Origin of the sequence: Burkholderia sp. HI2714 (assembly GCF_002223085.1) — a bacterium.
Lineage (GTDB): Bacteria > Pseudomonadota > Gammaproteobacteria > Burkholderiales > Burkholderiaceae > Burkholderia > Burkholderia lata_D.
Map to the genome: position 1 here is coordinate 1 of NZ_NKFM01000056.1, position 23878 is coordinate 23878.

Annotated in this window: 19 protein-coding genes and 2 pseudogenes; 10 read left to right on the plus strand and 11 right to left on the minus strand. The window is 68.8% G+C overall.

Features of this window, described 5'->3' with window-relative positions; translation table 11 throughout:
- Together CFB82_RS30600 and CFB82_RS30605 are read right to left on the minus strand one after the other, a co-directional pair.
- Positions 1-181 (minus strand): annotated as a pseudogene (locus tag CFB82_RS30600) (IS5/IS1182 family transposase); the annotation flags it as partial.
- Positions 182-305: 124 nt separating this feature from the next.
- Positions 306-1295 (minus strand): annotated as a pseudogene (locus CFB82_RS30605) (M20 aminoacylase family protein); the annotation flags it as partial.
- 184 nt (positions 1296-1479) lie between these two features.
- Here CFB82_RS30605 and CFB82_RS30610 point away from each other — a divergent pair.
- Positions 1480-2439: a LysR substrate-binding domain-containing protein gene (locus tag CFB82_RS30610; protein WP_089486503.1), complete on the plus strand. Its 960-nt coding sequence runs from the start codon at positions 1480-1482 to the stop codon at positions 2437-2439.
- 66 nt (positions 2440-2505) lie between these two features.
- On the opposite strand, the gene CFB82_RS30615 is transcribed toward CFB82_RS30610, so the two are convergent.
- The 7 genes from CFB82_RS30615 to CFB82_RS30650 all read right to left on the minus strand — a co-directional run bounded on the left by CFB82_RS30615 (position 2506) and on the right by CFB82_RS30650 (position 11647).
- Positions 2506-4818, minus strand: coding sequence for a TonB-dependent receptor (locus CFB82_RS30615; RefSeq protein ID WP_089486504.1), 2313 nt, complete (start codon positions 4816-4818; stop codon positions 2506-2508).
- Positions 4819-5031: 213 nt separating this feature from the next.
- Positions 5032-7335 (minus strand): MFS transporter, encoded by a 2304-nt coding sequence (locus CFB82_RS44160; protein WP_256990533.1) that lies wholly within the window; start codon positions 7333-7335, stop codon positions 5032-5034.
- Positions 7336-7369: 34 nt separating this feature from the next.
- Positions 7370-7780 carry an ExbD/TolR family protein gene (locus CFB82_RS30630; RefSeq protein WP_089447106.1) on the minus strand — a complete coding sequence of 137 codons (411 nt, stop codon included), beginning with the start codon at positions 7778-7780 and terminating at the stop codon, positions 7370-7372.
- Complete coding sequence (locus CFB82_RS30635) at positions 7780-8493, minus strand: MotA/TolQ/ExbB proton channel family protein (protein WP_089447105.1); 714 nt, start codon at positions 8491-8493, stop codon at positions 7780-7782. Before CFB82_RS30635 ends, CFB82_RS30630 begins: the two co-directional genes overlap by 1 nt.
- 41 nt (positions 8494-8534) lie before the next feature.
- Entirely contained in the window at positions 8535-9344 is an 810-nt protein-coding gene (locus CFB82_RS30640) for an energy transducer TonB (protein ID WP_089486505.1), read from the minus strand.
- A 33-nt stretch (positions 9345-9377) separates the two neighbouring features.
- Positions 9378-10424: an ABC transporter substrate-binding protein gene (locus CFB82_RS30645; RefSeq protein WP_089486506.1), complete on the minus strand. Its 1047-nt coding sequence runs from the start codon at positions 10422-10424 to the stop codon at positions 9378-9380.
- 50 nt (positions 10425-10474) lie between these two features.
- On the minus strand, positions 10475-11647 hold the full coding sequence (locus tag CFB82_RS30650) for an LLM class flavin-dependent oxidoreductase (protein ID WP_089486507.1): 1173 nt from the start codon (positions 11645-11647) through the stop codon (positions 10475-10477).
- 455 nt (positions 11648-12102) lie between these two features.
- On the opposite strand from CFB82_RS30650, the gene CFB82_RS30655 reads away from it, so the two are divergent.
- Genes CFB82_RS30655 through CFB82_RS30670 form a run of 4 tightly spaced genes read left to right on the plus strand, consistent with a single transcriptional unit; the run spans position 12103 to position 15937 of the window.
- On the plus strand, positions 12103-13179 hold the full coding sequence (locus CFB82_RS30655; protein WP_089486508.1) for an ABC transporter substrate-binding protein: 1077 nt from the start codon (positions 12103-12105) through the stop codon (positions 13177-13179).
- A 31-nt stretch (positions 13180-13210) separates the two neighbouring features.
- Positions 13211-14317, plus strand: coding sequence for a PhnD/SsuA/transferrin family substrate-binding protein (locus tag CFB82_RS30660; protein WP_089486509.1), 1107 nt, complete (start codon positions 13211-13213; stop codon positions 14315-14317).
- On the plus strand, positions 14317-15132 hold the full coding sequence (locus CFB82_RS30665; protein WP_089486510.1) for an ABC transporter permease: 816 nt from the start codon (positions 14317-14319) through the stop codon (positions 15130-15132). Before CFB82_RS30660 ends, CFB82_RS30665 begins: the two co-directional genes overlap by 1 nt.
- Before the next feature lie 16 nt (positions 15133-15148).
- The gene (locus CFB82_RS30670; RefSeq protein ID WP_089447098.1) at positions 15149-15937 is read left to right on the plus strand and encodes an ABC transporter permease; all 789 of its coding nucleotides are present in this window, start codon (positions 15149-15151) and stop codon (positions 15935-15937) included.
- On the opposite strand, the gene CFB82_RS30675 is transcribed toward CFB82_RS30670, so the two are convergent.
- Positions 15928-17046, minus strand: coding sequence for a sigma-54 interaction domain-containing protein (locus tag CFB82_RS30675; RefSeq protein ID WP_089486511.1), 1119 nt, complete (start codon positions 17044-17046; stop codon positions 15928-15930). The two genes, CFB82_RS30670 and CFB82_RS30675, sit on opposite strands and share 10 nt — an antisense overlap.
- A 120-nt stretch (positions 17047-17166) precedes the next feature.
- A complete protein-coding gene (locus CFB82_RS30680; RefSeq protein ID WP_089486512.1) occupies positions 17167-17847 on the minus strand; it encodes a class II aldolase/adducin family protein in 681 nt (226 codons plus the stop codon).
- A gap of 390 nt (positions 17848-18237) precedes the next feature.
- Here CFB82_RS30680 and CFB82_RS30685 point away from each other — a divergent pair, with 390 nt between their 5' ends.
- From CFB82_RS30685 to CFB82_RS30705, 5 genes are all read left to right on the plus strand, one after another.
- Positions 18238-19521 (plus strand): alpha/beta fold hydrolase, encoded by a 1284-nt coding sequence (locus CFB82_RS30685; protein WP_089447095.1) that lies wholly within the window; start codon positions 18238-18240, stop codon positions 19519-19521.
- A 142-nt stretch (positions 19522-19663) separates the two neighbouring features.
- Entirely contained in the window at positions 19664-19954 is a 291-nt protein-coding gene (locus CFB82_RS30690; RefSeq protein WP_011694564.1) for a co-chaperone GroES, read from the plus strand.
- A gap of 12 nt (positions 19955-19966) precedes the next feature.
- The gene (groL, locus tag CFB82_RS30695; protein ID WP_039354347.1) at positions 19967-21607 is read left to right on the plus strand and encodes a chaperonin GroEL; all 1641 of its coding nucleotides are present in this window, start codon (positions 19967-19969) and stop codon (positions 21605-21607) included.
- Between the two features lie 203 nt (positions 21608-21810).
- Entirely contained in the window at positions 21811-22425 is a 615-nt protein-coding gene (locus CFB82_RS30700) for a LysE family translocator (RefSeq protein ID WP_089486513.1), read from the plus strand.
- Between the two features lie 46 nt (positions 22426-22471).
- The gene (locus tag CFB82_RS30705; protein WP_089486514.1) at positions 22472-23764 is read left to right on the plus strand and encodes a hypothetical protein; all 1293 of its coding nucleotides are present in this window, start codon (positions 22472-22474) and stop codon (positions 23762-23764) included.
- Positions 23765-23878 lie beyond the last annotated feature (114 nt).

The following is a 23878-nucleotide window of genomic DNA, read 5'->3' on the forward strand; positions in this document are numbered from 1 at the left end:
GCGCTGTCGCGCCGAACAGATCGATCACCTGCGCAGCAATGCCTTCACGATTGCGATGCGCGAACAGCGGCGCCATCGTAGCTTCGAGCTGCGCCCACGGCATGCGCGTCGCGAGCACCGCAAGCGGATGGCGCAGGTCGATCATCGAATCAAGGCGGCTTCGGAAGAAATCGTCGGTCATGTCGGCGCGCTCCAGCTCCCAGGTTCTAAATCAGATCGATATTCGTTCTGGGAGTTCGCAGCATATCCGGCTCCCGGCAATCCCTTGCAGGGCTTGGTTCCACTATGTTTTGCATGTCCGACTAGCTGCCGGGGCACGCATTCAGCATGAACGCGAAGTCCTCGCTGGCCGCGATCGGCCGCAGATGCGGGATCAGCGCGCCATCGCCGCCCCATTCGCGGGCGACGTCGCGCGCAAACGCGGTTTCCGCGGCGTGATTGACCAGCACCGGGTACTCGTGCCGGTAGTCGATCTCGGCGGTCGCGCCATAGCTCGCGGCCTGCCCGTGCACGATCTCGCGAATGCGCCGTTCAAGCAGCGCCCGCACGTCCGGCGACAGCGCACGCACGCTGAGCGCCAGATCCGCGTGCGGCGGAATCACGTTCGATGCAGTGCCCGCATGGATCGAGCCGGCCGTCACGATCGCCAGATCCTGCGGGTTCACGTTGCGCGACACGACGGTCTGCAGCGCCATCACGATCGACGCGCACACGACCACCGGATCGATCGTCGTATGCGGCGCCGCGCCATGCCCGCCGCGCCCGGTCACGCGCACCCGCACCTCGTCGGCCGACGCCATCGCGGGGCCGTCGCAGAAACCGAGCACGCCGGCCGGCAGGCCCGGCACGTTGTGCATCGCGAACACCGCATCGCACGGAAACTGCTCGAACAGCCCGTCGTCGATCATCCGCTTCGCGCCGCCGAGCCCTTCCTCGGCCGGCTGGAAAATCAGGTTCAGCGTGCCCGTGAAGCGTTCGCGCCCGGCCAGGCAGCGCGCCGCCGCGAGCAGCATCGCCGTATGGCCGTCGTGGCCGCACGCGTGCATCACGCCGTCGCACCGGCTCGCGTGCGGCAGCCCGGTCGTCTCGCGAATCGGCAGCGCGTCCATGTCCGCGCGCAGCCCGAGCCGCTTTCCGGGGCCGCGCGTCAAGGTGCCGACCACGCCAGTGCCGCCGAGCCCGCGCGTCACCCGATAACCCCACGTTGTCAGCAAGCCGGCCACGAGGTCGCTCGTCGCGTGTTCCTCGAAACCAAGCTCCGGATGCGCGTGCAGCCGGCGGCGCAGCGCGATCATCTCCGCCTCGATGGCCGCCATTTCCGGATGGATGTGTTTGTGGTCCAACCCCGATTCTCCTCGATGGTTTCCGGTTGCCGATCGCCCGAATGACCGATCGTGCCCGCATCGTAGGCAGCGAAAATCCCGGCGAACAGCCGCGGTTTCGTTATGATGACAACCTTTCGTTGTCGGGTAGCGCACCATGAGCACGATCAAGCTGCATCAGCTGCAGGCACTCGTCGCGAGCGCGGAGGCCGGGAGCATCCGCGGCGCGGCGCGCACGCTCGGGCTGTCGCAGGCGGCCGTCACGCGCGCGCTGCGCGAGCTGGAGGCCAGCGAACGCCTGCCGCTGCTGGTCCGCGCGCCGGAGGGGATCGGCTTCACCGAATACGGCAAGACGCTGCTCACGCACGCGAAGCTCGTGCTGAAGCAGCTCGAACACGCGCAGAGCGATCTCGAGCGCATGCGCGGCCGCGTCGAGGGCCGGTTGAGCATCGGCGTCACGCCGTGGCTCACGATGACCTTCCTCGCGGAAGCGGTGCTGCGTTTTCGCGCGCAGATGCCCGACGTGCGCCTCGAACTCTACGAAGCGCTGATGGCCGTCGCGCAGCCGCTGTTGCGCGACGGCAGCATGGACTTCGCGCTCGGGCACGTGCAACCGGGCGGCACGCAGGAATTCGCGTTCGAGCCGATGCTGCGCTACGAGACATCGGTGATGGTGCGCGCCGGCCATCCGCTCGAGCACGCGCGGTCGATTCACGACCTGCTCGACCACGACTGGGTGCTGAATTTCGCGGCCGACGGACAGGCCGCGCTCGTCGATTACCTGTTCACGCGCCACGGCGCCAAAATCGACGAGCGGCGCATCGTGCGTGCGCAGTCGGTGGCGATGCTGCAGACGATGCTCGAGCAGGCCGACATGTGCACGTGGTGCCCGACGATCCTCGCGGCCGTGCCGTCGTTCGGCGAACGGATGCGCGCGTTGCCGCTGCAGGAGACCTTCGAGCCGCACGACCTCGGGGTCGTCACGCGGCGCAGCAGCACGCTCAGCGACGCCGCGCGCTGCTTCATCGACTGCCTGCTGCACGTGATCCGCCGGCATGCGCGCTCGGCACGCAAGGCGGATCTCGCGCTGTTCAGGACGCTGTCGCTGCTGATCTGACGCGCGGCAAACGCGGCAAACACGGCTCGCCGCCGCGCCGCCCGCGCCTCATGCGCGTGCTGCCCGTCAGATCTTCGCTGTCAGCGTGATCCCGACCGTGCGCGGATCGCCGTACAGCACCGGATACGCGCCATACGACGGCAGCAGCTCGAGCTTCTTGTAGACCTTGTTGGTCAGGTTCGTCACGTAGCCCGTCACGATGTACTTCTGGTTCGGCGTCGTGTAGGACACGTGCGCGTTCAGCACCGTGTAGCCGCCCTGCCAGAGCTGCGGCATCGTCTGCCGCGTCGCGCTGAAGTATTCGCGGCTACGGTAATTCACGTCGCCGCCGGCCGTCAGCGTGCCGAACGACACCGGCACGCGATAGTCGAAGCCCGCGTTGAGCGTGGTATGCGGCGAACGCGCGAACGAATTGCCGACGGCGGTCGGCACGTTGCGGAACTCCGTATAGCGCGTGTTCAGCATCCCGAGGTTCGCGAACAAGTAGAGGCTGTTGACCGGCTGCGCCTTCAGCTCCAGCTCGAAGCCGTCCGCGCGCCCCTGCCCCGCATTCGACAGCGTCGACACCGGCGGGCCGCCGAACGGGTTCGGCGCGAGCGCGAACACCTGGATGTCGCGATAGTCGTAGTGGAACACGCTCGCGTTGACGATCAGCCGCTTGTCGAACCACTCGCTCTTGATGCCGACTTCGTAGTCGGTCAGGTACTCGGGCGACACGGTCGACACCGTGCTCTGCGTATACGCGTTGCCGTTGTAGCCGCCCGACCGGAAACCGCGCGCATAGCGGAAATACGCGCGCACGTTGCTGCTGAGCGCATATTCGGGCGTGAGGTCCCAGGTCGGCGCGCGCCACGTGTTCGTCTGGTTCTGCCGCGCGCTGACCGCCAGCGGCGACGACACCGACGACGGATCCCACCAGCTGCCCGGATTGCTGAACGTCACGTTGCCGGTGCCCTGCAGCCCGGTCAGGTTGATGTTCTTCCGCTCGATCGTGTAACGCAGCCCGCCCGTCACGTTGAAGCGGTCGGTGAACCGGTACTTCACGCTGCCGAAGATCGCCGCGCTCTGCGTGTGCTGCGTGAGGTCGGTCAGGTGGTAGAACGCGGGCGACGGCGAGCCCGACAGGCCGCCGCCGGCGCCCTGCTCGGCCAGTTGCTCGGTGAACAGGTGCGTGCCGACGAGCCAGCTGAGCCGGTCGCTCTGCGGCGACTCGAGCCGGAATTCCTGCGAGAACTGGCGGCTCGACAAGCGATCGTGCGAGCGTGCGGCGTCGAACGCGGAATAGTCCTCGTCGTCCTGGTACCAGCGGTGCAGCCCTTCGAACGCGGTGATCGACGTCAGTGTCACCGCCGGGTTGATGCGCCAGTGCGCGGTGAGCGACGTGCCCCAGGTCGAGATGTGATCGCTCGACGGCGCGTTGAGCGACACCGTGTACGGATCGCTCGACCCGACGAAGCCGAACTGGTTCGCGCCGCCCGACCCCGCGCCCTGCGCGTGCCATGCATTGCCGCCGCCCGTGTAGTTGCGGCCGTGAATGTTGAACAGGAAATCGGTATCCGAGGTCGGCACGGCCAGCACCTGGAAACGCACCGCATTGTCGTGGAAGCCGCCGAAGCGCCCTTGCTGCACGGTGTTCGTGTAGAAGCTGTCGGCGTTCTCGTGATACACCGACACGCGCGCGGCCAGCACGTCGTTCTTGCCGATCGGGCCGCCGATCGCGGCTTCCGCGAGCCGGCTGTTGTACTGGCCGAGCCCGATCTTGCCGTAGCCGCTCACGTCGAAGGTCGGCTTCTGCGACGTGATGCTGAGCGCGCCGCCGACGGTATTCTTGCCCCACAGCGTGCCCTGCGGGCCACGCAGCACTTCGATGCGATCGAGGTCGAACAGCGGGAAGCCCTGTCCGAACACGCTGTTGATGTAGACGTCGTCGAAGTACACGCCGATCGGGCTCAGCGACAGGTCCGACGGATCGTTGCTGCCGACGCCGCGCAGGAACCAGCGCGGCCGCTCGCGGCCTTCGGTCGACTGGCCGGTGAAGTTCGGCACATATTTCGTGACGTCGTTCACCACGCGCAATTCGTTGTTCCTGATCGTGTCGCCGCTCAGCGCACTCACCGCGACCGGCACGTCCTGGATGCTCTCCTTGCGGCGGCGCGCGGTCACCGTCACCGTGCCGAGGTTCGCCTCGCGTGCGGCCGTGCCGCGGTTCGCGCGGGCTGCCTTCGGCGCGACCACGGTGGTATCGTCCGCGCCCTGTTGTACCGGCTTCGCGTCCGGTGCCGCCGTCGCCGCGCCATCTTCCGCCCACGCGGGCACCGATACGGCTCCGCCCGTCAGCAGTCCCCCCAGCGCGGTGACGATTAGTTTTTTCCTGAACATCGATGAGTCATCCTGTTTGATCGGTTGAACGCTCGTGCGTGCACGACGCACGGGTGACCTATTGCAATTCGGATGCCAGCATCGAGAAGCCCGTCGCACGGAGCTTCCAACGCACGTGCGGTGCGGGTGTTGCTGCATGCGCATCTGTGACGGGAAGCAAACTGCTTGTCACGCAACACCGTGCGGATCCCGCAATACCCGATCCGATGGTCGTCAGGAGAGCTTTGCAGTCACGGACTGCGACACCTCGCGCCGCCCCGTCGACACGCGCAACGCGAACGCAACCAGCACGACGACGGGAAGCCAGCACAGAAACACGCCCGGCAACCCGACGACCGGCACGAGCGCGCTGCCGGCCAACGGGCCGCAGAACGCCCCCGTCATCGACGCGAGGTTGTAGAGGCTCGATACCTGGCTCTTGTCGGCCGGATGACGGCCGAGACTTTGCATGTTGACGAGATGCAGCAGCGACGACCCGGCGCACAGCACGACGAGCCCCGCGCCGACGGTCCATGCGTCATGGGCGAGACCCAGCGCGAGCAACCCGGCCATGCCGCCGGCAAGACTGAGCGCGTGGCAGCGGCGCGCGGTCATCCGTTGCGCGACGTGCCCGAGCCCGAACAGCGCGATCACCGCGACGACGCCCTGCAGCGTCAGCAGCGCGACGGCTTTCGTTTGCGACAGCCCGAGCGACTGGATCGCCAGCACCACCGTATACGCGCCGGCGAGCGAACGTGTCGCGCTGTTCACGGCTTCCAGCACGAGCTGTTCGCGCACGTCGTGACTCCACGCGAGCGCCAGCAACGCGCGCAGGCCACCGGGTTCAGGCGGCGCACCGCACGCCGCGGGCTCCGCATCGCCGAGCAGCGTCCGGCTGAACAGCGCCATGCCCGCGAAGCTCGCCGATGCCGCGCAGAACGTCGCGACCGCGCCATGCGCGCCGATCAGCCCGCTCGCGAGCCACGGCCCGACCATGCCGGACCCGACCGACATCGCCGCGCGGTACCAGCCGGCGCGTGCGAGGCCGATCTGCGCGAGACGCGCGAGGAACACGCCGTTGATCGACACGATCCGGAACGGGATGCACAGCCCGATCAACACTTGCGTGAGCGCGATCAGCGGCCATGCGCCGGTAAACGGCACGACGAGATTGAGCAGCATCGGCCCCATGCTCGCGACGAAGTACACGCGCCGCGCGCCGTAGCGCGCGACGAGCAACCCGGCCGGCAGCGTCATCAACGCGATGCCGAGCGGTTCCATCGCCGCGATGATGCCGAGCCGCGCGCTGTCGACGCCGAGCGCGAGCGCGTACAGCGTCGTCGCGAGCTGGGCCATGCTGATCGTCGTGCCGCTCGCGAGCGCCAGCAGCATGAAGCCGCCGGTGAAGCGCTCGCGCCGCCATGCGTCGGCGACGCGTGCCGGCGCGTTCACCGCGCGGCGTCGCGAGACAGCGTCGCGAGACAGCGTCGCGATGCCGTCGAGCGCGCGCCGGTCGATCCACGCGCGCACGTCGAAGTCGGCCGGCAGGAATCGCCATTCGACGAGGAAGCGCTTGAAATCGTCGAGCGCGGCGATCGACGCTTCGTCGAGATCCGTGCGCAGCCGCCGGTGCACGTCCGCGCCGTACGCGAGCCGCAGCCAGTCATGGCCCGATCCCGTCTCGCGACCGAGATAGCCGAGCACTTCCTGCTCGTGCTCGCGCGCCCAGCCTTCGACATCGGTCACGCGCGCGAGGAAGCGACTGACGATGTCGGGATGCCGTTCGAGCGTCGACGCATTGACGGTCAGCGGCCGTGGCGACCCGTTGTTGATGCGGATCTGCGGATCGGGATGAAAACCGATGTCGACGACTGCCTGCGCGCCGATCAGGTGCGCGGTTTCGAGCCCGAGCGACCCCTTCACGTAGATCGCGTCGACCTCGCCGCGCACGAGCGCGGCCGCTTCGGCCGCATAGAGCCGGCGGCTCGACAGGCTCGCGGGATGGCTGAAGGCCGCGTCGCGCGTCACCGGTGTCGATACCGGTGCGCGCAGGTTCGATGCGGGCACGTCGATCCATTCGACGTCGGCGGGGCCGAGCCCGTCGAGCGACAGCGCACTGACGAAGCCGCGCAGCGCCGCCGCACGAAAGATGTCGATGCGCTCGCCGTCGCGGCGCGGCAGGCCGATGCGGCGCCCGCGCAGGTCCTTCGGCCGCTTCAGGCCGCGTTCCGGCAGCGCGACGATCGCCTGCGCCTCGTCGACCCAGGTCAGGGCGACCACGCGCGTATCGGCGCCGGCCGCGCGCGCCCACAGCGCGGGAATGCTGCCGCCCTGCCGGAATGCGTTGTCGAGCGAATGATCGACGTGCGCGTGATGCAGCGCCGCGTGCTGGCTCTCCTGAAGCGCGCGCACGGTGATGCCGTCGCCGGCGAATTCGCTGTCGAGCCAGCCGAGATGCGCGGCGATGCCGAGCGGCGTCGGCACCGGACAGCGTGTGTACCAGATCGACTGGACGTTGGAGGAAGCCGTGATGCTCATGGATGCGTTCGTAGAGGGAGTCGTGACCCGCGCGTCAGCCGCGCGGCGCGGTGAGCACCGACAGCCGCGTGATGCCCGCATGCTCGATCGCGGCCATCAGCTTCGCGACCGTGCCGTACGGCACGTGCTCGTCGGCCTGCAGGTCGAGCGCGACGTCGGGCCGGCCGGCCTTCAGCGCCGCCAGCTCGGCCGGCACCGCGGAGAGCGCGACCACACGCTTGTCGAGATACACGACACCCTTGTCGTCGACGCTCACGGTGACGTTCGGCTTGCGATCGGCCGGTGCCGTGGCAACCGTGTTCGGCAGAGTCACGTGCACCGCGTTGTTCAGCAGCGGCGCCGTGACGATGAAGGCGACGAGCAGCACGAGCATCACGTCGACGAGCGGCGTGATGTTGATTTCGCTGAGCACGTCGTCGTTGTCGGAGGACGAGGAGAAAGCCATTATGCGAACGCCTCCTGACGGGTGTCGTCGGCACGGCGTGCCGGCGCGGGCGCGGCGGCGGCCGGCACGCGGAAGCCGGCCTTCTGCGCGAGCGTGACGAAATCGGTGGCGAACGCATCGAGATCGGCCGACGCGGCCTTCACACGGCGCACGAAGAAGTTGTACGCGAGCACGGCCGGCACGGCGACCGCGATGCCGATCCCGGTCGCGACGAGCGCCTCGCCGATCGGCCCGGCCACGACGTCGATGCTCGCCGACGCGCTGTGCGTGATCGCGGTCAGCGCGTGGATGATGCCGAACACGGTGCCGAACAGGCCGACGAACGGCGCGGTGCTGCCGATCGACGCGAGCACCGCCAGCCCCGCCTCCTCGCGCCGGCGCGCGTTGTGGATCTGCTGCCGGAGATGCCGTTCAAGCAGGTCGTGGCGGCTCCAGCTGTGTTCGAGGTCGTGCGCGCTGCTCTCGTCGGCGCGCCGCAGCGCGTCGAAGCCCGTCGCGGCGAGTTCGCCCACCGGGCTGTTCGCGCCGTCGAGCGCCGCGGCCTCGTGAAAGCTGTTCGCCGCCCAGAACGCGCTGACGTAACGCCGGTTGCGCGCGCTCGCCCGCAGGCTCTGGATCGCCTTCACGACGATCAGCGTCCACGTGACGACGGAGAAGACGACGAGCAGCCAGAGCGCGCCCTGGACGATGAAGGTGGTCGGGATACCGTTCATGATGTGAGTTCCTTGAAAAATGTGGCGGGCCGCCCGGCGGGTCAGCCCAGCTTGAAATCGATCGGCACGTTGACCCAGCCGTCGACCGCTTCGTCGCCGCGCTTCGCGGGCACGAACGTCCAGCGCTTCACCGCGGCCACCGCCGCGGTGTCGAGCATGCGGCGGCCGCTGCTCGTGCGAACCTCGACGGAATCGGGCGTGCCGTTCGCGAGCACGTGCACGCGCAGCACGACGCGCCCTTCCCAGCCTTGGTCCTGCGCGAACGCCGGATAGTCGGGCGCCGGGTTGCGCAGGTAGGCCGCGTCGCCGATCGGCGCGGTTTCGCGCACCGGTGCGGCGGGCGCCGACGGCGCGGGAACCGGCGCGGCTGGCGCGGCGGCGGCTGGTGCCGCCGTCGCGGGGGCCGCCTCGCGGGTGGCTTGCGGCGCGGCAGCGGGCGCAGGCGCCGGATGTGCGACGGCCGCACGCGGCTTCGGCGGGGTCGGCGCCTGCTTCAGCGGCTTCGGCGGCACTGCCGGCGGCGGCGGATGCGCGGCCTGCGGCAACGGTTCGGGCGGCCGCGTAAGTTCGACCGTCATCGGCAACGGCCGCGGCGGCTGTACGAGCGGCGCGGCAGGTGTGTGTGCGGCCAGCAGCGCGACCCCCGCATGCAGCGCCGTGACAGCAAGCGCAATCGCGCCCGTGACGCGCCACGCGCCCGGCCGCGCCGCTCGCGCATCCGGCCGCGCCGAAGGCGAAGCGGACGGCGGCCGCGCCACCGCCGCCGTCCTGCCCGACTCCGCGCGCGGCGCGGTACGCGCTGCATGCCGGCGTGCCGGCGGCACGCCGTATTCGATCGTCAGACCTGTCATGCTCGACTCCTTGCAATGACGCGCCGCGGCGCGCTACGCGACCCACGCATGGCGTTGCCGGTCGATGCGCGTGAACGGCGCCGGGTCGATCCACGCGCGCGCATCGAAATCCTGTTCGAGAAAGCCCCACTCGACGAGGAAGTCCTTGAACGCGACCAGCCCGTCGATCGACGTCTGCGCGAGCCCTGTCTCCAGATGGCGGTGCACGTCCGTGCCATACGCATAGCGCACCCACTCGTCGGACGCGCGCGTCTCGCGGCCGATATACGCAACCGTCTCCGCCGGATGGCGCGCGGCCCAGTCGCCCGCCCCCACCACCACCGACAGGAAGCGGCTCACGAGATCGGGGCGCGCGTCGATCAGCGCGCGGTCGACCGTCAGCGTGCGCGGCGTGCCGTTGCCGATTCGCACCAGCGGATCGGGGTGCGCGCCGAGATCGATGACGACCTGCGCATCGATCAGATGCACGGTCTCGAGCCCTTCGACGCCTTTCACGAACACCGCGTCGACTTCGCCGCGCACGAGTGCCGCGATCTCGAGCCCATACTCGTGCGGGCCGCGCGTAAACGATGCGGGCCCGGTGCGACGTTCACGTTCGTCGGGCAGGTCGACCCATTCGGCGTCGCCGTGCCCGAGCCCTTCCAGTTCGAGCGCGCTCAGGAAGCCTTTCAGCGCGGCCGCCCGCCAGAAGTCGATGCTGATCGGATGGCGCGGCAACCCGAGCCGCCGGCCGCGCAGATCGCGCACCGAGCGAATGCCGCGATCGGGCAATGTGACGATCGCCTGGAATTCGTTGGTCCACGACAGGCCGATCACGCGCGTATCGGCGCCGCGCGCCCGCGCCCACAGCGCGGGAATGTTGCCGCCCTGCCGGAATGAGTGCGGCAGGCTGTGATCGAAATGCGATTCGCGTTTGCCGGCATCCGTCGTCTCCTGCAGCGAATTCAGCGTGATGCCGTCCGGCCCGAACTCCTCGTCGAACCAGCCGCGGTGCACGGCGATGCCGAGCGCGGTCGGCACCGGGCAGCGCGTGTACCAGAGTGCGTCGCAGGCCGTGGCCTGCGCAGCGAGTGTCGTCATGGTGAATGTCCTTGTCGATGTCGTTGGATGGCGCGGGAAGGCCGTCGCGTTCATGCGCCGGCCACGCGCAGCGCCGCCTGCGTATGGCGCGCGTTCAGCGCGCCGTCGACGAGCGGCAGCACTTCCTCGCCCACGCGGTACGCCTCCTCGAGATGCGGGTTGCTGGCGAGAATGAACGTCGACACGCCGATGTCGACGTATTCCGCGAGCCGCTCGGCCACCTGCTCGTGGCTGCCGACGATCACGCAACCGGGGCCGCCGCGAATCTGCGACATCCCGGCCCACAGGTTCGGGCCGACGATCAGATCGTCGAAGTGCTGCGTGTTGCCCTGGTGCAGCGCGAACTGGCGTTTCGCGCCGACCGATTCCGACGCTTCGCCGCGCCCGCCAAAGCCGTTGCGCGTCACGTCGCCCACCGTCGCGAACATCTGCCGCAACTCGGCCCACGCCTGCTCTTCGGTCTCGCGCGCGAGGATGTCGATGCGCATGCCGAAGCGCAGGTCGCGCTCGGCGTGCTGGCGATCAAGCGCGCGGCGCGCCGCATCGATCACCTCCTTCTGTTTCGCGAGCGGCTCGCCCCAGCTCAGGTGCACGTCGCCGTGCTTCGCGGCAACCGCGAGCGCGGCATCGCTCGCGCCGGCCAGGTAGATCCGCGGCGGCTTCTGGCCGCTCAGCGGCGGCAGCAGGCCGCCGGCTTCAACGCGGTAGAAGCGTCCGTCGAACGTGAACGGGGCGCCGGCCGCGACGCCCTTCACGACATCGAGGAATTCGTCGGTGCGCGCATAGCGGCTGTCGTGATCGATGAAGTCGCCGTATGCGCGCTGGTCGGGGCCGCCGCCGCCGGTGACGACGTTCCACTCGACGCGCCCGCGGCTGATCCTCTGCAGGCTCGCGGCCAACTGCGCCGCATAGACCGGATGCACGAAATGCGGCTGCAGCGCGATCAGGAGCCGCAACCGGCGCGTCTCGCGCGCCAGCGCGGCCGCCACGACCCACGGTTCCTCCGTAAAACGAAAGATCGGAATCAGCGCGCCATGGAAGCCGGCGATATCGGCCGCGCGCGCGACCTGCGACAGATAGTCGATGTAGCCGAAATCGTCGTCATCGACTTTCGGCGCGACGCGCGATGCGCGCTGGCGGTTCCATTCGCCGCGCGTATGCAGGTCGTGTGCGCGCCGGCCGTCGCCATGCATCGGCAGGCGCCACAGAAATTCAACAGCCATCGGAGTTCTCCTGGTCGGGCCATTCGGATTGCGTGCGGCATCGGCGTGCCGCGCGTGTACTGCGCTGTAAAGCACGCGGTGTGCCAACGCGCTCGCCACGGCGCGTGCACGGCCGCCGGCGAACCTGCGCAGTGCCTTGCACACCGGGCATCAGCGGCAATCGGATCGCAGCCGCTCGCGCTCGCCCATGCCATCACGACACGCCCGTACCGCACTGCTGCGCCGACCACACCGCTGCTGCGCGCGCAACAGCGGCCGACGCGACTGTTGCTGACGCAACAGCCCATGCGTCGATACACGCATCGCCCGTCCGGCGCGATGCCCGCGCCACGTGCGGCCGCGACGTTTCCGTTCACTGGCCCGGAACTTGCAACGTTGACCGGCCCGCGCGTGCGACACCGACACCGTGCGCGACCGGGCTTCAACCATGCTTACGCAGAGAGGGAATCTCACCCATGACAGACAGGCCCGATTCGTCATCGGACAAGCAGCAAACGTTCTGGTACGCCCGATCGCCCGTGCCGACCCCGCTCGGCATCGCCGTGCATCTCGGCTGGCTCAACGGCGAGACGTCGGCCGACGGCGTCGCGATCCGCTCGCCGCGCGGCGCCACGCGGCACGACGTGTCGTCGATCAGCGATCACACGCTCGCGCAGTCGTTCCGCCAGGGCGGCAGCATCCCCGCGATGTGGGCGCGCTCGAACGGCGCGAATACGCGTGTGATCGGGCTGTCGTGGGTCGACGAATCGCAGTTGATCCTCGCGCGGCCCGAGTCGGGCATCCGCTCGGTGAAGGCCTTGCGCGGGTGCCGCATCGCGATCCCGAGCCGCCCCGATGACCGCATCGACATCTTTCGCGCGTCGGCGCTGCGCGGCTTCGTCAACGCGTTGAGCCTCGACGGGCTGACCACGCGCGACGTCGAATGCGTCGACGTGCGCGCACGCACGCTGCAGGCCGTCGGGCCGGCGCGCGCGGCGGACCTGTTCGCGTCGCCGCACGGCTTTTCGAGCCGCGCGCTGTACGCGGCCGAAGCGGGCGCGCTGCTGCGCGGCGAGGTTGACGCGATCTACGTGAAGGGCTCGACGGGCCTCGAGATCGCGCAGCTGATCGGCGCGCACGTCGTGATCGATATCGGCTTTCATCCGGAGCGCGCGATCCGCAACAACAACGGCACGCCGCGCCCGCTGACCGTCAACGCGGACGTGCTCGCGAATCATCCGGACATCGTCGCCGGCTTCCTGAAGCTCGTGGTCGCGGCCGGCGACTGGGCCGGCACGCATCCCGACGAAACCGCCCATTACGTGGCCGGCGAAACCGCGTCGTCGATCGACTGGGTCCGCGCCGCGTACGGCAACCAGCTGCACCGGCATCTCGGCGTCAACCTCGACGACGAATCGGTCGCCGCGCTCGACGACTTCAAGACCTTCCTGCACGACCACGGTTTTCTGGAAGCCGACTTCGACGTCGCCGACTGGATCGACCCGCGCCCGCTCGCCGACGTGCTGCGGCCGTCGCTGCAGAAGCGCGCGTGAGCCCCTTTTCCGCCTACCGTTCCGGATCATCATGAAATACACACTCTCCCTCGCCTCGCTGCACCGCCCGCTGCGCGCGCTGTTCGCCGCGCTGCCGTTCGCCGCGGCATCGCTCGCCGCACCGGCCGCGCATGCGGACGATGCGCCCAAGGTCGTGCGGATCGCCGTCGTCGCCTATCCGAGCGGCGGCAAGACGCAATACGCGGGCGCTTCCGCACTGATCGACGCCGACAAGTCGCTCGAGAAGGCGCTCGCCGCGCGGCACGTGAAGCTGCAATGGGTGCCCGTGTCGACTGCGGCGGTCGGCACGCTCGTGAACGAGGCGTTCACGAACGGCAGCATCGATTTCGCCGGCTACGGCGACCTGCCGTCGGTCGTCGTCAACGCATCGGGCACGCATACGCGCCTGATCGTGCCGGGCGGCGTGGGCAGCAACACGTATCTCGTCGTGCCGGCCGGCTCGACCGCGAAATCGATCGTCGATCTGAAGGGCAAGCGCATCGCGCTCAATCGCGGCCGGCCGTGGGAAGTCACGTTCAGCAAGCTGCTCGCCGAGAACGGGCTGAAGCTGTCCGACTTCAGGATCTACAACCTCGACCCGCAGGCCGGTGCGGCGGCCGTCGCGGCCGGCCGCGTCGACGGCTTATTCACGCTGTCCGATGCGTATTCGCTCGTCGACAAGCAGGTCGGCAAGATCATCTGGTCGACCAAGACCGCGCCCGACGACTGGAAGATGCGCGCGGAACTGTGGGCGTCCGACGATTTCGTGCGGCGCTACCCCGACATCACGCAGCTCGTCGCGACGGCCTACGTGCGCGCCGCACACTGGATCTCGCAGCCGCAGAATCGCGACGCGTACGTGAAGATCCTGAGCGCGTCCGGCCAGCCGGAAAGCGTCGTGCGCCGCGAATACGCGGATGAGGCGACACCGTGGAAGGAGCAATGGACGCCGCTCTTCACGCCCGCGCTGACCGGCCACTACCGCGACGTCATCGCGTACAGCCGCCAGGCCGGGCTGACGTCCACGCCGGTCGACGTGAACGCGCTGCTCGCGCCGACGTTCGTGTCGACCGCGCTCAAGCAGCTCGGGCTCGACGGTTACTGGCGTGCCGACGCGGCGCGCGTCGCGAGCCGCTGATGCGGATGCATGCGCTCGCGTCGAACGGCGCACGCGCGCGCCGCCCGCCCGGACTCGCACGGCTCGGCGGCATCGCGCTGGGGTGGGCCACGCCCGTCGCGTTCGTCGCGCTGTGGTGGCTCGCGAGCGCGCAGCGCTGGTTCCCGCCGCAGCTCGTCGTGCCGCCGGATCGGCTCGCGGCAACGCTGCGCACGCTGCTCGACACTGGCGAACTGCGCGACAACCTGCTGATCACGCTGCATCGTCTCGCGCTCGGCTTCGCGATCGGCGCGACCGGCGGTGCCGCATTCGGCATCCTGCTGGCGCGCAGCCGGCTGTTCGCCGACTACCTGCGGCCGACGTTCGATCTGCTGCGGCAGGTGCCGACGCTCACGCTGATTCCGCTGCTGATCCTGCTGATCGGCGTCGACGAGCCGCTCAAGCTCGTCGTCGTGGGCAAGGCCGTGTTCTTTCCGGTCGCGCTGGCCGCATACACGGGCGTGCACGACGCGCCGCGCGATCTCGTCGAGATGGCGCGGCACTACGGGCTCGGCCGCTTCGCGCTGCTGCGCGACGTGCTGCTGCCGGCCGCGCTGCCGCCGCTGCTGACCGGCGTGCGGATCGCGCTCGCGCGCGCGTGGCTCGCGCTCGTCGCGGTCGAGCTGCTCAGCGCCGACAGCGGGATCGGCCAGATGATGGAACTGGCGCGGCAGATGCTGCGGCTCGACGTCGTGCTCATCGACGTCGCGGTGATCGGGCTGATCGGCTTCGCGATCGACCGGTCGATCGCGCTCGTGCAACGCTACGCATTGCGCTGGCAGACGCCCGCGCGCTGAACGTACAGGTATCCGAATGACCGTCGCCATCCCCTCATTCTCGTTCGCCGCGCTGCGCCGTCGTGCGCGCGGCCTCGTCGTGCCGGCCCTGCTGGTCGCCGCGTGGCAATACGCGTCGTCCGGCGACGCGGCCCATCAATACGCATTCGTGCCGTTGCAGCAGGTGGGCGCCGCGCTCGTCGAACTCGCGCGCAGCGGCGAACTCGCGACCGATCTCGGCGCGAGCCTGCGCCGCACGACGCTCGGCCTGGCGGCCGGTGTCGCATTCGGGCTCGTGTTCGGCGCGGCGATGGCGCGCTCGACGCTCGCGCGCAAGCTCGGCGAGCCGGCGTTCCAGGCGCTGCGCTACGTGCCGCTGCTCGGGCTGATACCGCTGCTGAGCCTGTGGGCCGGCACCGGCGAATTCGCGAAGGTCTTCATCGTCGCGCTCGCCGCGTTCTACCCGATGACCACCGCCAGCTTCGACGGGCTGCGCCGCGTCGATCCGCGCTATGTCGAACTCGCGCAGTCGTATCGCCTGACGCGCATCGGCCTGTGGCGCGACGTGCTGATCCCGGGCGCACTGCCCGACCTGTTCGCGGGCGTGTTGCAGGCCGTGCCGTTCGCCTGGATCACCGCGACCAGCAGCGAGCTGCTGTTCAACGCGGGCGCGGGTGTCGGCAGCCTGATGCAGAACGCGCAGGCCGGCGCGCGCGCCGACGTATTGCTGGTCTGCGTGCTGGGGGTGACGGCGCTTGCCGTCGGCATGAGTGCGCTATGCGAGCGAATCGCGCGGCGCGCGCTGCGCTGGCGCGATCACGCCTGACGGCGCAGCCGCGCGTCGCCGTCGCCCGCGTCGCGCGGCTTCAGGATGCCGAGCTGCGCGAGCCGCGCGCGCACGATGTTGCGCGACTGGTCGAGCAGGCGCGACATGCGCAGCTGATTGTGCTCGCTGTAGTCGAACACGCTGCGGTAGACGGTGTCCTCGATGTGCTGCCACAGCGCCGGCGTGCCGAGATCCAGCAGCTCGATCACCGCGTGGCGCAGCGCATCGGTTGCCTCGGCCACGTCGCGCGCACGGCGCGGCGGTGCCGCCGCCGCGCCGTGCGGAGCACCGGCATCGGGCGCAAGCGACAGCGCGGAAAACTGCAGGTCGCTCACGTCGATCGCGCCGCCCGCGCAGATCAGCACCGCGTGGTGGATCACGTTCTCGAGTTCGCGGATGTTGCCGGGCCACGCATGCGCATGCAACCGGGCGCGCGCGGCGTCCGTCAGCGTAGGCGCGGTCACCCGCAGCCGCTTCGCATAGGTGTCGATGAAGTGTTCGATCAGCGGCGCGATGTCGCCGGGCCGCTCGCGCAGCGGCAACAGGCTCAGCTTCACGACGTTGAGCCGGTAGTACAGATCCTCGCGGAAATTGCCCGCGCGCACCGCGGCTTCGAGATTCACGTTGGTGGCCGCGACGAGCCGCACGTCGATCTTCACGGTCTTGCGCGAGCCGACCGGCGTCACTTCGCGCTCCTGCAGCACGCGCAGCAGCTTCACCTGCGCGGACAGCGGCAGGTCGCCCACCTCGTCGAGAAACAGCGTGCCGCGATTCGCGGATTCGAACCAGCCGGGCTGGCTGTTGATCGCGCCGGTAAACGCGCCGCGCTCGTGGCCGAACAGCTCGCTCTCGATCAGCGTCTCGGAGAACGCGCCGCAGTTGACCGCGACGAACGGGCCATCGCGGCGCTCGCTCAGCGAATGCACGAGGCGCGCGATCAGCTCCTTGCCGGTGCCGCTCTCGCCGGTGACGAGCACGGTCGCGTCGCTGGGCGCGACGAGCTGGATGCGCTCGAGCAGCACCCGCGATTTGGGATCGTCGAACGTCAGCGCCTTCGCACGAATCGTGATTGCATGCGAAGTCGGGTCCGGCAAGCTGAAGATGGCCATGGCACGACCGGCGTGTTGAACGGGGAAGGTTCGACGATAGCAAGGCGCGCGCCGGCCACGAACCAATTCATCGAGCTATCGGTATGACGGCGGCCGGATTGCGCCGGCCGCCGCGCGGCGTCACGCGAGGCCGGTCATTTTCCATTGCTGCTCGAGCGCGCCCGGCCCGAATTCGAGCGAGCCGCCGAGCGGTTCCGCGAGCGCCTGGAAATATGCGGCCTCCTCGAGAATCAGGATGTACTTCGACACGTCGAGGATCGATTTGCCCCAGAACGTCGCGCCGCCGTTCGCCTCGATGATCGCCGGCACCTCGGGGTCGCGGCGGATCGTGTCGACGATGAAGCGCGGCTCGCCGGGGCGGCGATCGACGTACACCGGAATCTCGCGGGCGCGCGTGTAGCGCGCGGCCGGCGCATAGCGGATCGGCAGCGGCCGATGCGCGCTCGCCCAGGCGCCGAGGTACGGGCCGTGCACGTGGATCACGACGCCGACTTCCGGCACCTCGCGGAACACGTCCGCATAGCGCGGCCCGTTGCCGCCCGCGCGCGCGTCGCCGTGCAGCACATCGCCGTCGAACGTCACGACGACCGGCTGGATCTCCTGCGACGCGGCCCAGGGGCTCGGTGCCGACAGCGCGACGATGAGTTCCGTGCCCGGCATGCGCTGGAACGCCTGGAACGTGTTGGTCGCGGACAGCGTGCGCGTGTCCTTCAGCACGCGTTCGGCCTGCGTGAATTCGCGCGTGGCGCGCTCGACGAATGCCACGAGTTCGCCGCTGTCGATAGTTGAGGTGACGGACATGAGGACGGTTTCCTTGATCGGATGGACGGATGGGCTCGCATCGCGATGTCGTAACACCGCGACGCACGGCCACCGGATCAGCAGCAATCGTGCCAGCCGGGCAGGCATGCGTCGATGGCCCGCGCCACGGTGCGCGTGCGCCTTTTGCACGACGCGTGCCGTGCGATCCTCGCGTGCGCCTCTGTTGCGGGAGCAACAGCCTGCCGGCCCGGATTGTTGCGCGACGCGCAGCCGGTCCATGCGGGGACGGCCCGACGCGCCGCGCGATGGCCTGTCACACCGTGCGTCGCCTCTGCCACGCGCGCGCTGGTTCGAAACTTGCGTCGTGGTCAGCCCGCGCCGCGCACTGTCCGGCACGTCCGATCCGACTTCACCGACACCCATCCAACCATGACGCTTCTCCCCCTGCGCGGCCATGCCGCGCGCACGCTGCTGGCTTCGACGCTCGCCGTCTCGTCTCTCCTCTCGCATGCGGCTTCCCCCGGCCGCGTGCCCGCACCCGATCCGTTGCAGGGCGACGGCCGCGTGTCCGCGTTCTACACGTGGGACCGCGACATTCCGGCGACGCCCGGCGTGCTGCTGCGCACCGAGCCGCTTCCGGCGACGCTCGGGCTCGCGAGCGCCGGGCGCCAGCTGCGCATCCTGTATGCATCGACCGACGGCGTCGGCGGCCGCACGCCGATCGCCGTGTCGGGTGCGCTGTTCGTGCCGCGCGGCACGCCGCCGGCCGGCGGCTGGCCGATCGTCGCGTGGGCGCACGGCACGTTCGGGATGGCCGACATCTGCGCGCCGTCGTGGTTCGGCCGCTCGTACCGCGACGTGCGCTACCTGAACGCGTGGCTTCAGCAAGGGTTCGCGGTCGTCGCGACCGACTACCAGGGGCTCGGCACGCCCGGCCCGAATCCTCAGCTCAACAACCGCTCGAACAGCTACACGCTGCTCGACAGCGTGCGTGCGGTGCTCGGCGGCGTGCCGGGCCTCGCGAACGAGGTCGTGCTCGTCGGCCAGTCGCAAGGCGGCTCGGCCGTGTTCGCGGCGGCCGGCTACGCATCGGCCTATACGCCCGAACTCGCGATCCGCGCGACCGTCGCCACCGGCACGATCTACAACGCGTCGCCCGCCACGCTCGCGTCGCTGCCGAAGTTCGAGAGCGCGTACCGGCGCGATCCCGGGCGCGTCGATCCGACGCTCGCGTACCAGTTCTACTCGGTGCTCTCCGCGCAGCAGATCGACCCGTCGCTGCGCGCGGACGAGGTGCTGACCGACCAGGCCTTGCCGATCCTCGAACAGTCGCGCATCAGTTGCCTTGCATCGCTCGAGGACGACGCGGCGCTCGCGCACCTCACGCACGCGAACACCGTGAAGCCCGGCGGCGATGCGCGGCTGAAGGCATGGTGGGATGAATACCTCAAATACCCGACGCTGAAGATCGCCACGCCCGTCTTCATCGGCGCGGGCGCGGACGACGGGCTCGCGCCGCTCGAACTCGCGCTCGCGAAGGACGCATGCGCGGCCGGCACGACGGTCGAGGCGCACCTGTATGCGGGCCGCGAACACAACGGCACCGTGAACGCGTCGCTCGCCGATTCGATCCCGTTCGTGAAGCGCGTGCTCGCCGGCGAGACGATCCGCCCGGTCTGCACGCCCGCAGCCCAGCAGGCCGTGTCGCAGTAGCGGGGCGACGCGCTTTTGCACGACGGCGCGAATGCATTTCGGAATCCGTTATTGGATTGCGCCGCCGCGCATTTTTATACTCGTCAGCACTCTCTGTTAAAGAGTGCCAGCCCATTTCAACAGATCAGCACAGGACGAACCAATGAGCCTACGCCCCTTGCACGACCGCGTGATCGTGAAACGACTCGACCAGGAAACCACCACCGCATCGGGCATCGTGATCCCCGACAGCGCGGCGGAAAAGCCCGACCAGGGTGAAGTGATCGCCGTCGGCCCCGGCCGCAAGGATACGGACGGCCAGCGCATCGTGCCCGACCTGCAGGTCGGTGAACGCGTGCTGTTCGGCAAATACGCGGGGCAAGCCGTCAAGGTGGACGGCAACGAGTTTCTCGTGCTGCGCGAGGAAGACATCGTCGCGGTCGTCAATCAATAACGGAGCGCAATCATGGCAGCGAAGGAAATCATTTTCAGCGACGTCGCACGGGCCAAGCTGACGGAAGGCGTGAACATTCTCGCGAACGCGGTGAAGGTCACACTCGGGCCGAAGGGCCGCAACGTCGTGCTCGAGCGCAGCTTCGGCGCGCCCGTGGTCACGAAGGACGGCGTGTCGGTCGCGAAGGAAATCGAACTCGCGGACAAGCTGCAGAACATCGGCGCGCAGCTCGTGAAGGAAGTCGCGTCGCGCACCAGCGACGCCGCCGGCGACGGCACCACGACGGCCACCGTGCTCGCGCAGGCGATCGTTCGTGAAGGCCAGAAATACGTCGCGGCCGGGCTCAACCCGCTCGACCTGAAGCGCGGCATCGACAAGGCCGTCGCGGCGGCCGTCGACGAGCTGAAGAAAATCAGCAGGCCGACCACCACGAGCAAGGAAATCGCGCAGGTCGCGACGATCTCCGCGAACGGTGAGGAATCAATCGGCCAGCGCATCGCGGAAGCGATCGACCGTGTCGGCAAGGAAGGCGTGATCACCGTCGAGGACGGCAAGTCGCTCGCGGACGAACTCGATGTCGTCGAGGGGCTGCAGTTCGATCGCGGCTACCTGTCGCCGTACTTCATCAACAACCCCGACAAGCAGATCGCCGAGATCGAAAGCCCGTACATCCTGCTGCACGACAAGAAGATCTCGAACATCCGCGACCTGCTGCCGGTGCTCGAACAGGTCGCGAAGTCGGGTCGGCCGCTGCTGATCATCGCGGAAGATGTCGAAGGCGAAGCGCTCGCGACGCTGGTCGTGAACAACATCCGCGGCATCCTGAAGACGGTCGCCGTGAAGGCGCCGGGCTTCGGCGACCGCCGCAAGGCGCTGCTCGAGGACATCGCGATCCTCACCGGCGGGCAGGTGATCGCCGAGGAAACGGGCCTGACGCTCGAGAAGGCGACGCTCGCCGAACTCGGCCAGGCGAAGCGCATCGAGGTCGGCAAGGAAAACACGACCGTGATCGACGGCGCGGGCGATGCGAAGAACATCGAGGCGCGCGTGAAGCAGATCCGCGTGCAGATCGACGAAGCCACGTCGGACTATGACCGTGAAAAGCTGCAGGAACGCGTCGCGAAGCTCGCGGGCGGCGTGGCGGTGATCAAGGTTGGCGGCGCCACCGAGATCGAGGTGAAGGAGAAGAAAGACCGCGTCGACGACGCGCTGCACGCGACGCGCGCGGCCGTCGAGGAAGGCATCGTGCCGGGCGGCGGCGTCGCGCTGATCCGCGTGCGGCAGGCGATCCGCGAGCTGCAGGGCGTGAACGCCGACCAGAACGCGGGCATCAAGATCGTGCTGCGCGCGCTCGAGGAACCGCTGCGCCAGATCGTCACGAACGCGGGCGAGGAAGCGAGCGTCGTCGTCGCAAAGGTGGCCGAAGGCTCGGGCAACTTCGGGTACAACGCGCAGACGGGCGAATATGGCGACCTCGTCGAATCGGGTGTGCTCGATCCGACCAAGGTCACGCGTACGGCACTGCAGAACGCGGCGTCGGTCGCGGGGCTGCTGCTGACGACCGATGCGACCGTGTTCGAAGCGCCGAAGGATGCGGCGCCGGCGGCGGCGCCGGGCGGCCCGGGTGCGGGCGGGCCGGGGTTCGATTTCTGACGGTGTAGCGCGTGTGCCGTGTGCCGGTTCGCCGGCATGCGCGCGATCTTGCAGACTCCCCGTGTCTCGCAGACTCCCCGTGCGCGTGGCGATAAAAGTCGTCACGCGTTTTTTCATTGGATTGGCGAAGCAGAGCGACGTGCCAACCCGCCAGCTCGCTCGGGTAAGATGAAAGCCCGTCCCGTCGCGCTGCCCTCCACGCCATGTCGACCACCCTCACCACCTTGCTTCCACTCGCCGGCGTCCTCTTGCTGAGCGTCGCCAGCCCCGGCCCGAACTTCGTGATCGTCACGTCGACCGCGGTCGAGTCGCGCCGCGCCGGTGTGATGACCGGCGTTGGCCTGGCCGCCGCGTCCGGCACCTGGGCGGCAATTGCGATCGCCGGGCTCAGCCTGCTCGTCACGCATGTCGCATGGGTGCACACGGCGCTGCGGCTGGCGGGCGCCGCCTACCTGATCTGGCTCGGCCTGAAAATGATCGTGACCGCGCGCAAGCCGTTGCCCGTTGCCGCACCGGCCGCCGCGTCCGACTGGCACGCCGCGAAGAAGGGCTACGTCGTCAGCATGACCAATCCGAAATCGGTCGCGTTCTACGGGAGCATCTTCGCGTTGATGGTGCCGGCCCATGCGTCGGCGTGGCTCGATCTTGCTGTCGTCACGCTGTCGGTCGCCATCTCGGCTGCGTGGTATTGCACGATGGTGCTGCTCGCCTCGCACCCGTCGGTGCGCGCGCTCCTGGTTCGTCGCAAGGCCGTGCTCGATACGACGGCCGGGCTGCTGCTGATGGGGGTCGGCGGGCGGATGCTCGCCGGACGTTGATCCACCCGGCTTCCGCTCACTCGTCGAACCTTCACCGCGCCCCGCCATGCCGACCGTACAAACCATTCTCGACGACTACGAACGCCTCCGCTGGAACGGCAACGATCCGATGTCGCAGATGCTGGCGCTGCGACGCGACAACCCGGCTGCGCTCGCCGACCTCGTGATCGCGTCGTTCGATCGCGTATTGCCGCATGCGACGTTCCTCAGTGCCGCGCTCGACCTGATGGACGACACCGCTTTCGCGAAAGTCGCCGCCGAAGCGTGGCAAGACGTCCGCAACGGCGCATGGAACGAGCGGCTCGCGAGCGTGTTGTCGAGCGTGGTGATGCAGACGCCGCAGGTGTTTTCTGGTCACTGGGACGCATTCCTCGACATTGCCGCCACGAAGCGGTCATCGCGCCTGTATTACGAGGGAAACGCGTGGCGGATGCTCGATCCGGCGACGATCGAAGCATGGCGCGGCCTGCTTGCCGACGCGCCTTCCGGCAGCGACACGGCACACGAACGCGCCATCGCTCTGCTTTATTCGCGAGACCCTGCGGCCGTTCGCGACGCGGCAGCGTGGCTGTTTCCGGACGATCCCGAGAAGCGCTTTAACTGGCTCATGTCCGCCGGCTACGTTCAGGAACACGACACGTTGCGCGCGTTGCACGGCGAAGCACCACTGCATATCGACTTCGGCCTGACGCTGGGCGCGCCGATACGCCGCGCCCAGCCGAAGTGGAACCGCGAGATTCACGCGCATCACCCAACCTGGCACGCGCGCGATTCGCATCGATTGGGGGCTCGCTTCGGCGGCGTGTCGTCGCATCGATGCGGCCTGTGTCACGAGCCGCTGCATCGATTGCTGACACTGCCGCAACCAGCCGCGGCAGGCATCGACAGCACGACCCCCGTGTCGTTCGACACCTGCCTGTCGTGCGTTGGCTGGGAGAGCAATGGCCCGATGTTCCACCAGCACGACGACGCCGGAAACGCCTGTGCGCACCCGGCTCAGCAACGTGACACCGCGATCCAGCCGGACTGTCCGGCGGCCCCATTCCTGGAGGAAGACGTTGCACTTTTCGCCGCACCGGCACGCTGGACGCGGCAGGAATGGGGCATGTCGAACAGCCGGCAGAACCTGAGCCGTGTGGGCGGCGCCCCGTCGTGGGTACAGTCCGCGTGGTATCCCGACTGCCCGGATTGCGGCCGCAAGATGCCATTCGTCATGCAGCTCGATTCCGGCCTTCCCCAAACGGACGGCGGCGAATGGCTGTGGGGTAGCGGCGGTGCGAACTACACGTTCTGGTGCGCGCCGTGCCGCACCAGCGCGCATTTCTGGCAGTGCACGTAGTACACGGCGCGATCCCGCACGGACCACGCAACCTTTACGACCTTTTTACTTGCGCCTGCGCATGCGTTCACTAGAATGTGTTCGCAATCCATCACCGAGTACGCACATGCGCAT

What these genes read in the sequence shown, in the direction of transcription:
- CFB82_RS30630 (WP_089447106.1), bottom strand. Translation starts at nt 7,780, where the DNA reads ATGGCTTTCTCCTCGTCCTCCGACAACGACGACGTGCTCAGCGAAATC.
- groL (WP_039354347.1), top strand. Translation starts at nt 19,967, where the DNA reads ATGGCAGCGAAGGAAATCATTTTCAGCGACGTCGCACGGGCCAAGCTG.
- CFB82_RS30680 (WP_089486512.1), bottom strand. Translation starts at nt 17,847, where the DNA reads ATGTCCGTCACCTCAACTATCGACAGCGGCGAACTCGTGGCATTCGTC.
- CFB82_RS30655 (WP_089486508.1), top strand. Translation starts at nt 12,103, where the DNA reads ATGACAGACAGGCCCGATTCGTCATCGGACAAGCAGCAAACGTTCTGG.
- CFB82_RS30665 (WP_089486510.1), top strand. Translation starts at nt 14,317, where the DNA reads ATGCGGATGCATGCGCTCGCGTCGAACGGCGCACGCGCGCGCCGCCCG.
- CFB82_RS30635 (WP_089447105.1), bottom strand. Translation starts at nt 8,493, where the DNA reads ATGAACGGTATCCCGACCACCTTCATCGTCCAGGGCGCGCTCTGGCTG.
- CFB82_RS30690 (WP_011694564.1), top strand. Translation starts at nt 19,664, where the DNA reads ATGAGCCTACGCCCCTTGCACGACCGCGTGATCGTGAAACGACTCGAC.
- CFB82_RS30685 (WP_089447095.1), top strand. Translation starts at nt 18,238, where the DNA reads ATGACGCTTCTCCCCCTGCGCGGCCATGCCGCGCGCACGCTGCTGGCT.
- CFB82_RS30675 (WP_089486511.1), bottom strand. Translation starts at nt 17,046, where the DNA reads ATGGCCATCTTCAGCTTGCCGGACCCGACTTCGCATGCAATCACGATT.
- CFB82_RS30660 (WP_089486509.1), top strand. Translation starts at nt 13,211, where the DNA reads ATGAAATACACACTCTCCCTCGCCTCGCTGCACCGCCCGCTGCGCGCG.
- CFB82_RS30670 (WP_089447098.1), top strand. Translation starts at nt 15,149, where the DNA reads ATGACCGTCGCCATCCCCTCATTCTCGTTCGCCGCGCTGCGCCGTCGT.
- CFB82_RS30640 (WP_089486505.1), bottom strand. Translation starts at nt 9,344, where the DNA reads ATGACAGGTCTGACGATCGAATACGGCGTGCCGCCGGCACGCCGGCAT.
- CFB82_RS44160 (WP_256990533.1), bottom strand. Translation starts at nt 7,335, where the DNA reads ATGAGCATCACGGCTTCCTCCAACGTCCAGTCGATCTGGTACACACGC.
- CFB82_RS30645 (WP_089486506.1), bottom strand. Translation starts at nt 10,424, where the DNA reads ATGACGACACTCGCTGCGCAGGCCACGGCCTGCGACGCACTCTGGTAC.
- CFB82_RS30615 (WP_089486504.1), bottom strand. Translation starts at nt 4,818, where the DNA reads ATGTTCAGGAAAAAACTAATCGTCACCGCGCTGGGGGGACTGCTGACG.
- CFB82_RS30610 (WP_089486503.1), top strand. Translation starts at nt 1,480, where the DNA reads ATGAGCACGATCAAGCTGCATCAGCTGCAGGCACTCGTCGCGAGCGCG.
- CFB82_RS30650 (WP_089486507.1), bottom strand. Translation starts at nt 11,647, where the DNA reads ATGGCTGTTGAATTTCTGTGGCGCCTGCCGATGCATGGCGACGGCCGG.
- CFB82_RS30700 (WP_089486513.1), top strand. Translation starts at nt 21,811, where the DNA reads ATGTCGACCACCCTCACCACCTTGCTTCCACTCGCCGGCGTCCTCTTG.
- CFB82_RS30705 (WP_089486514.1), top strand. Translation starts at nt 22,472, where the DNA reads ATGCCGACCGTACAAACCATTCTCGACGACTACGAACGCCTCCGCTGG.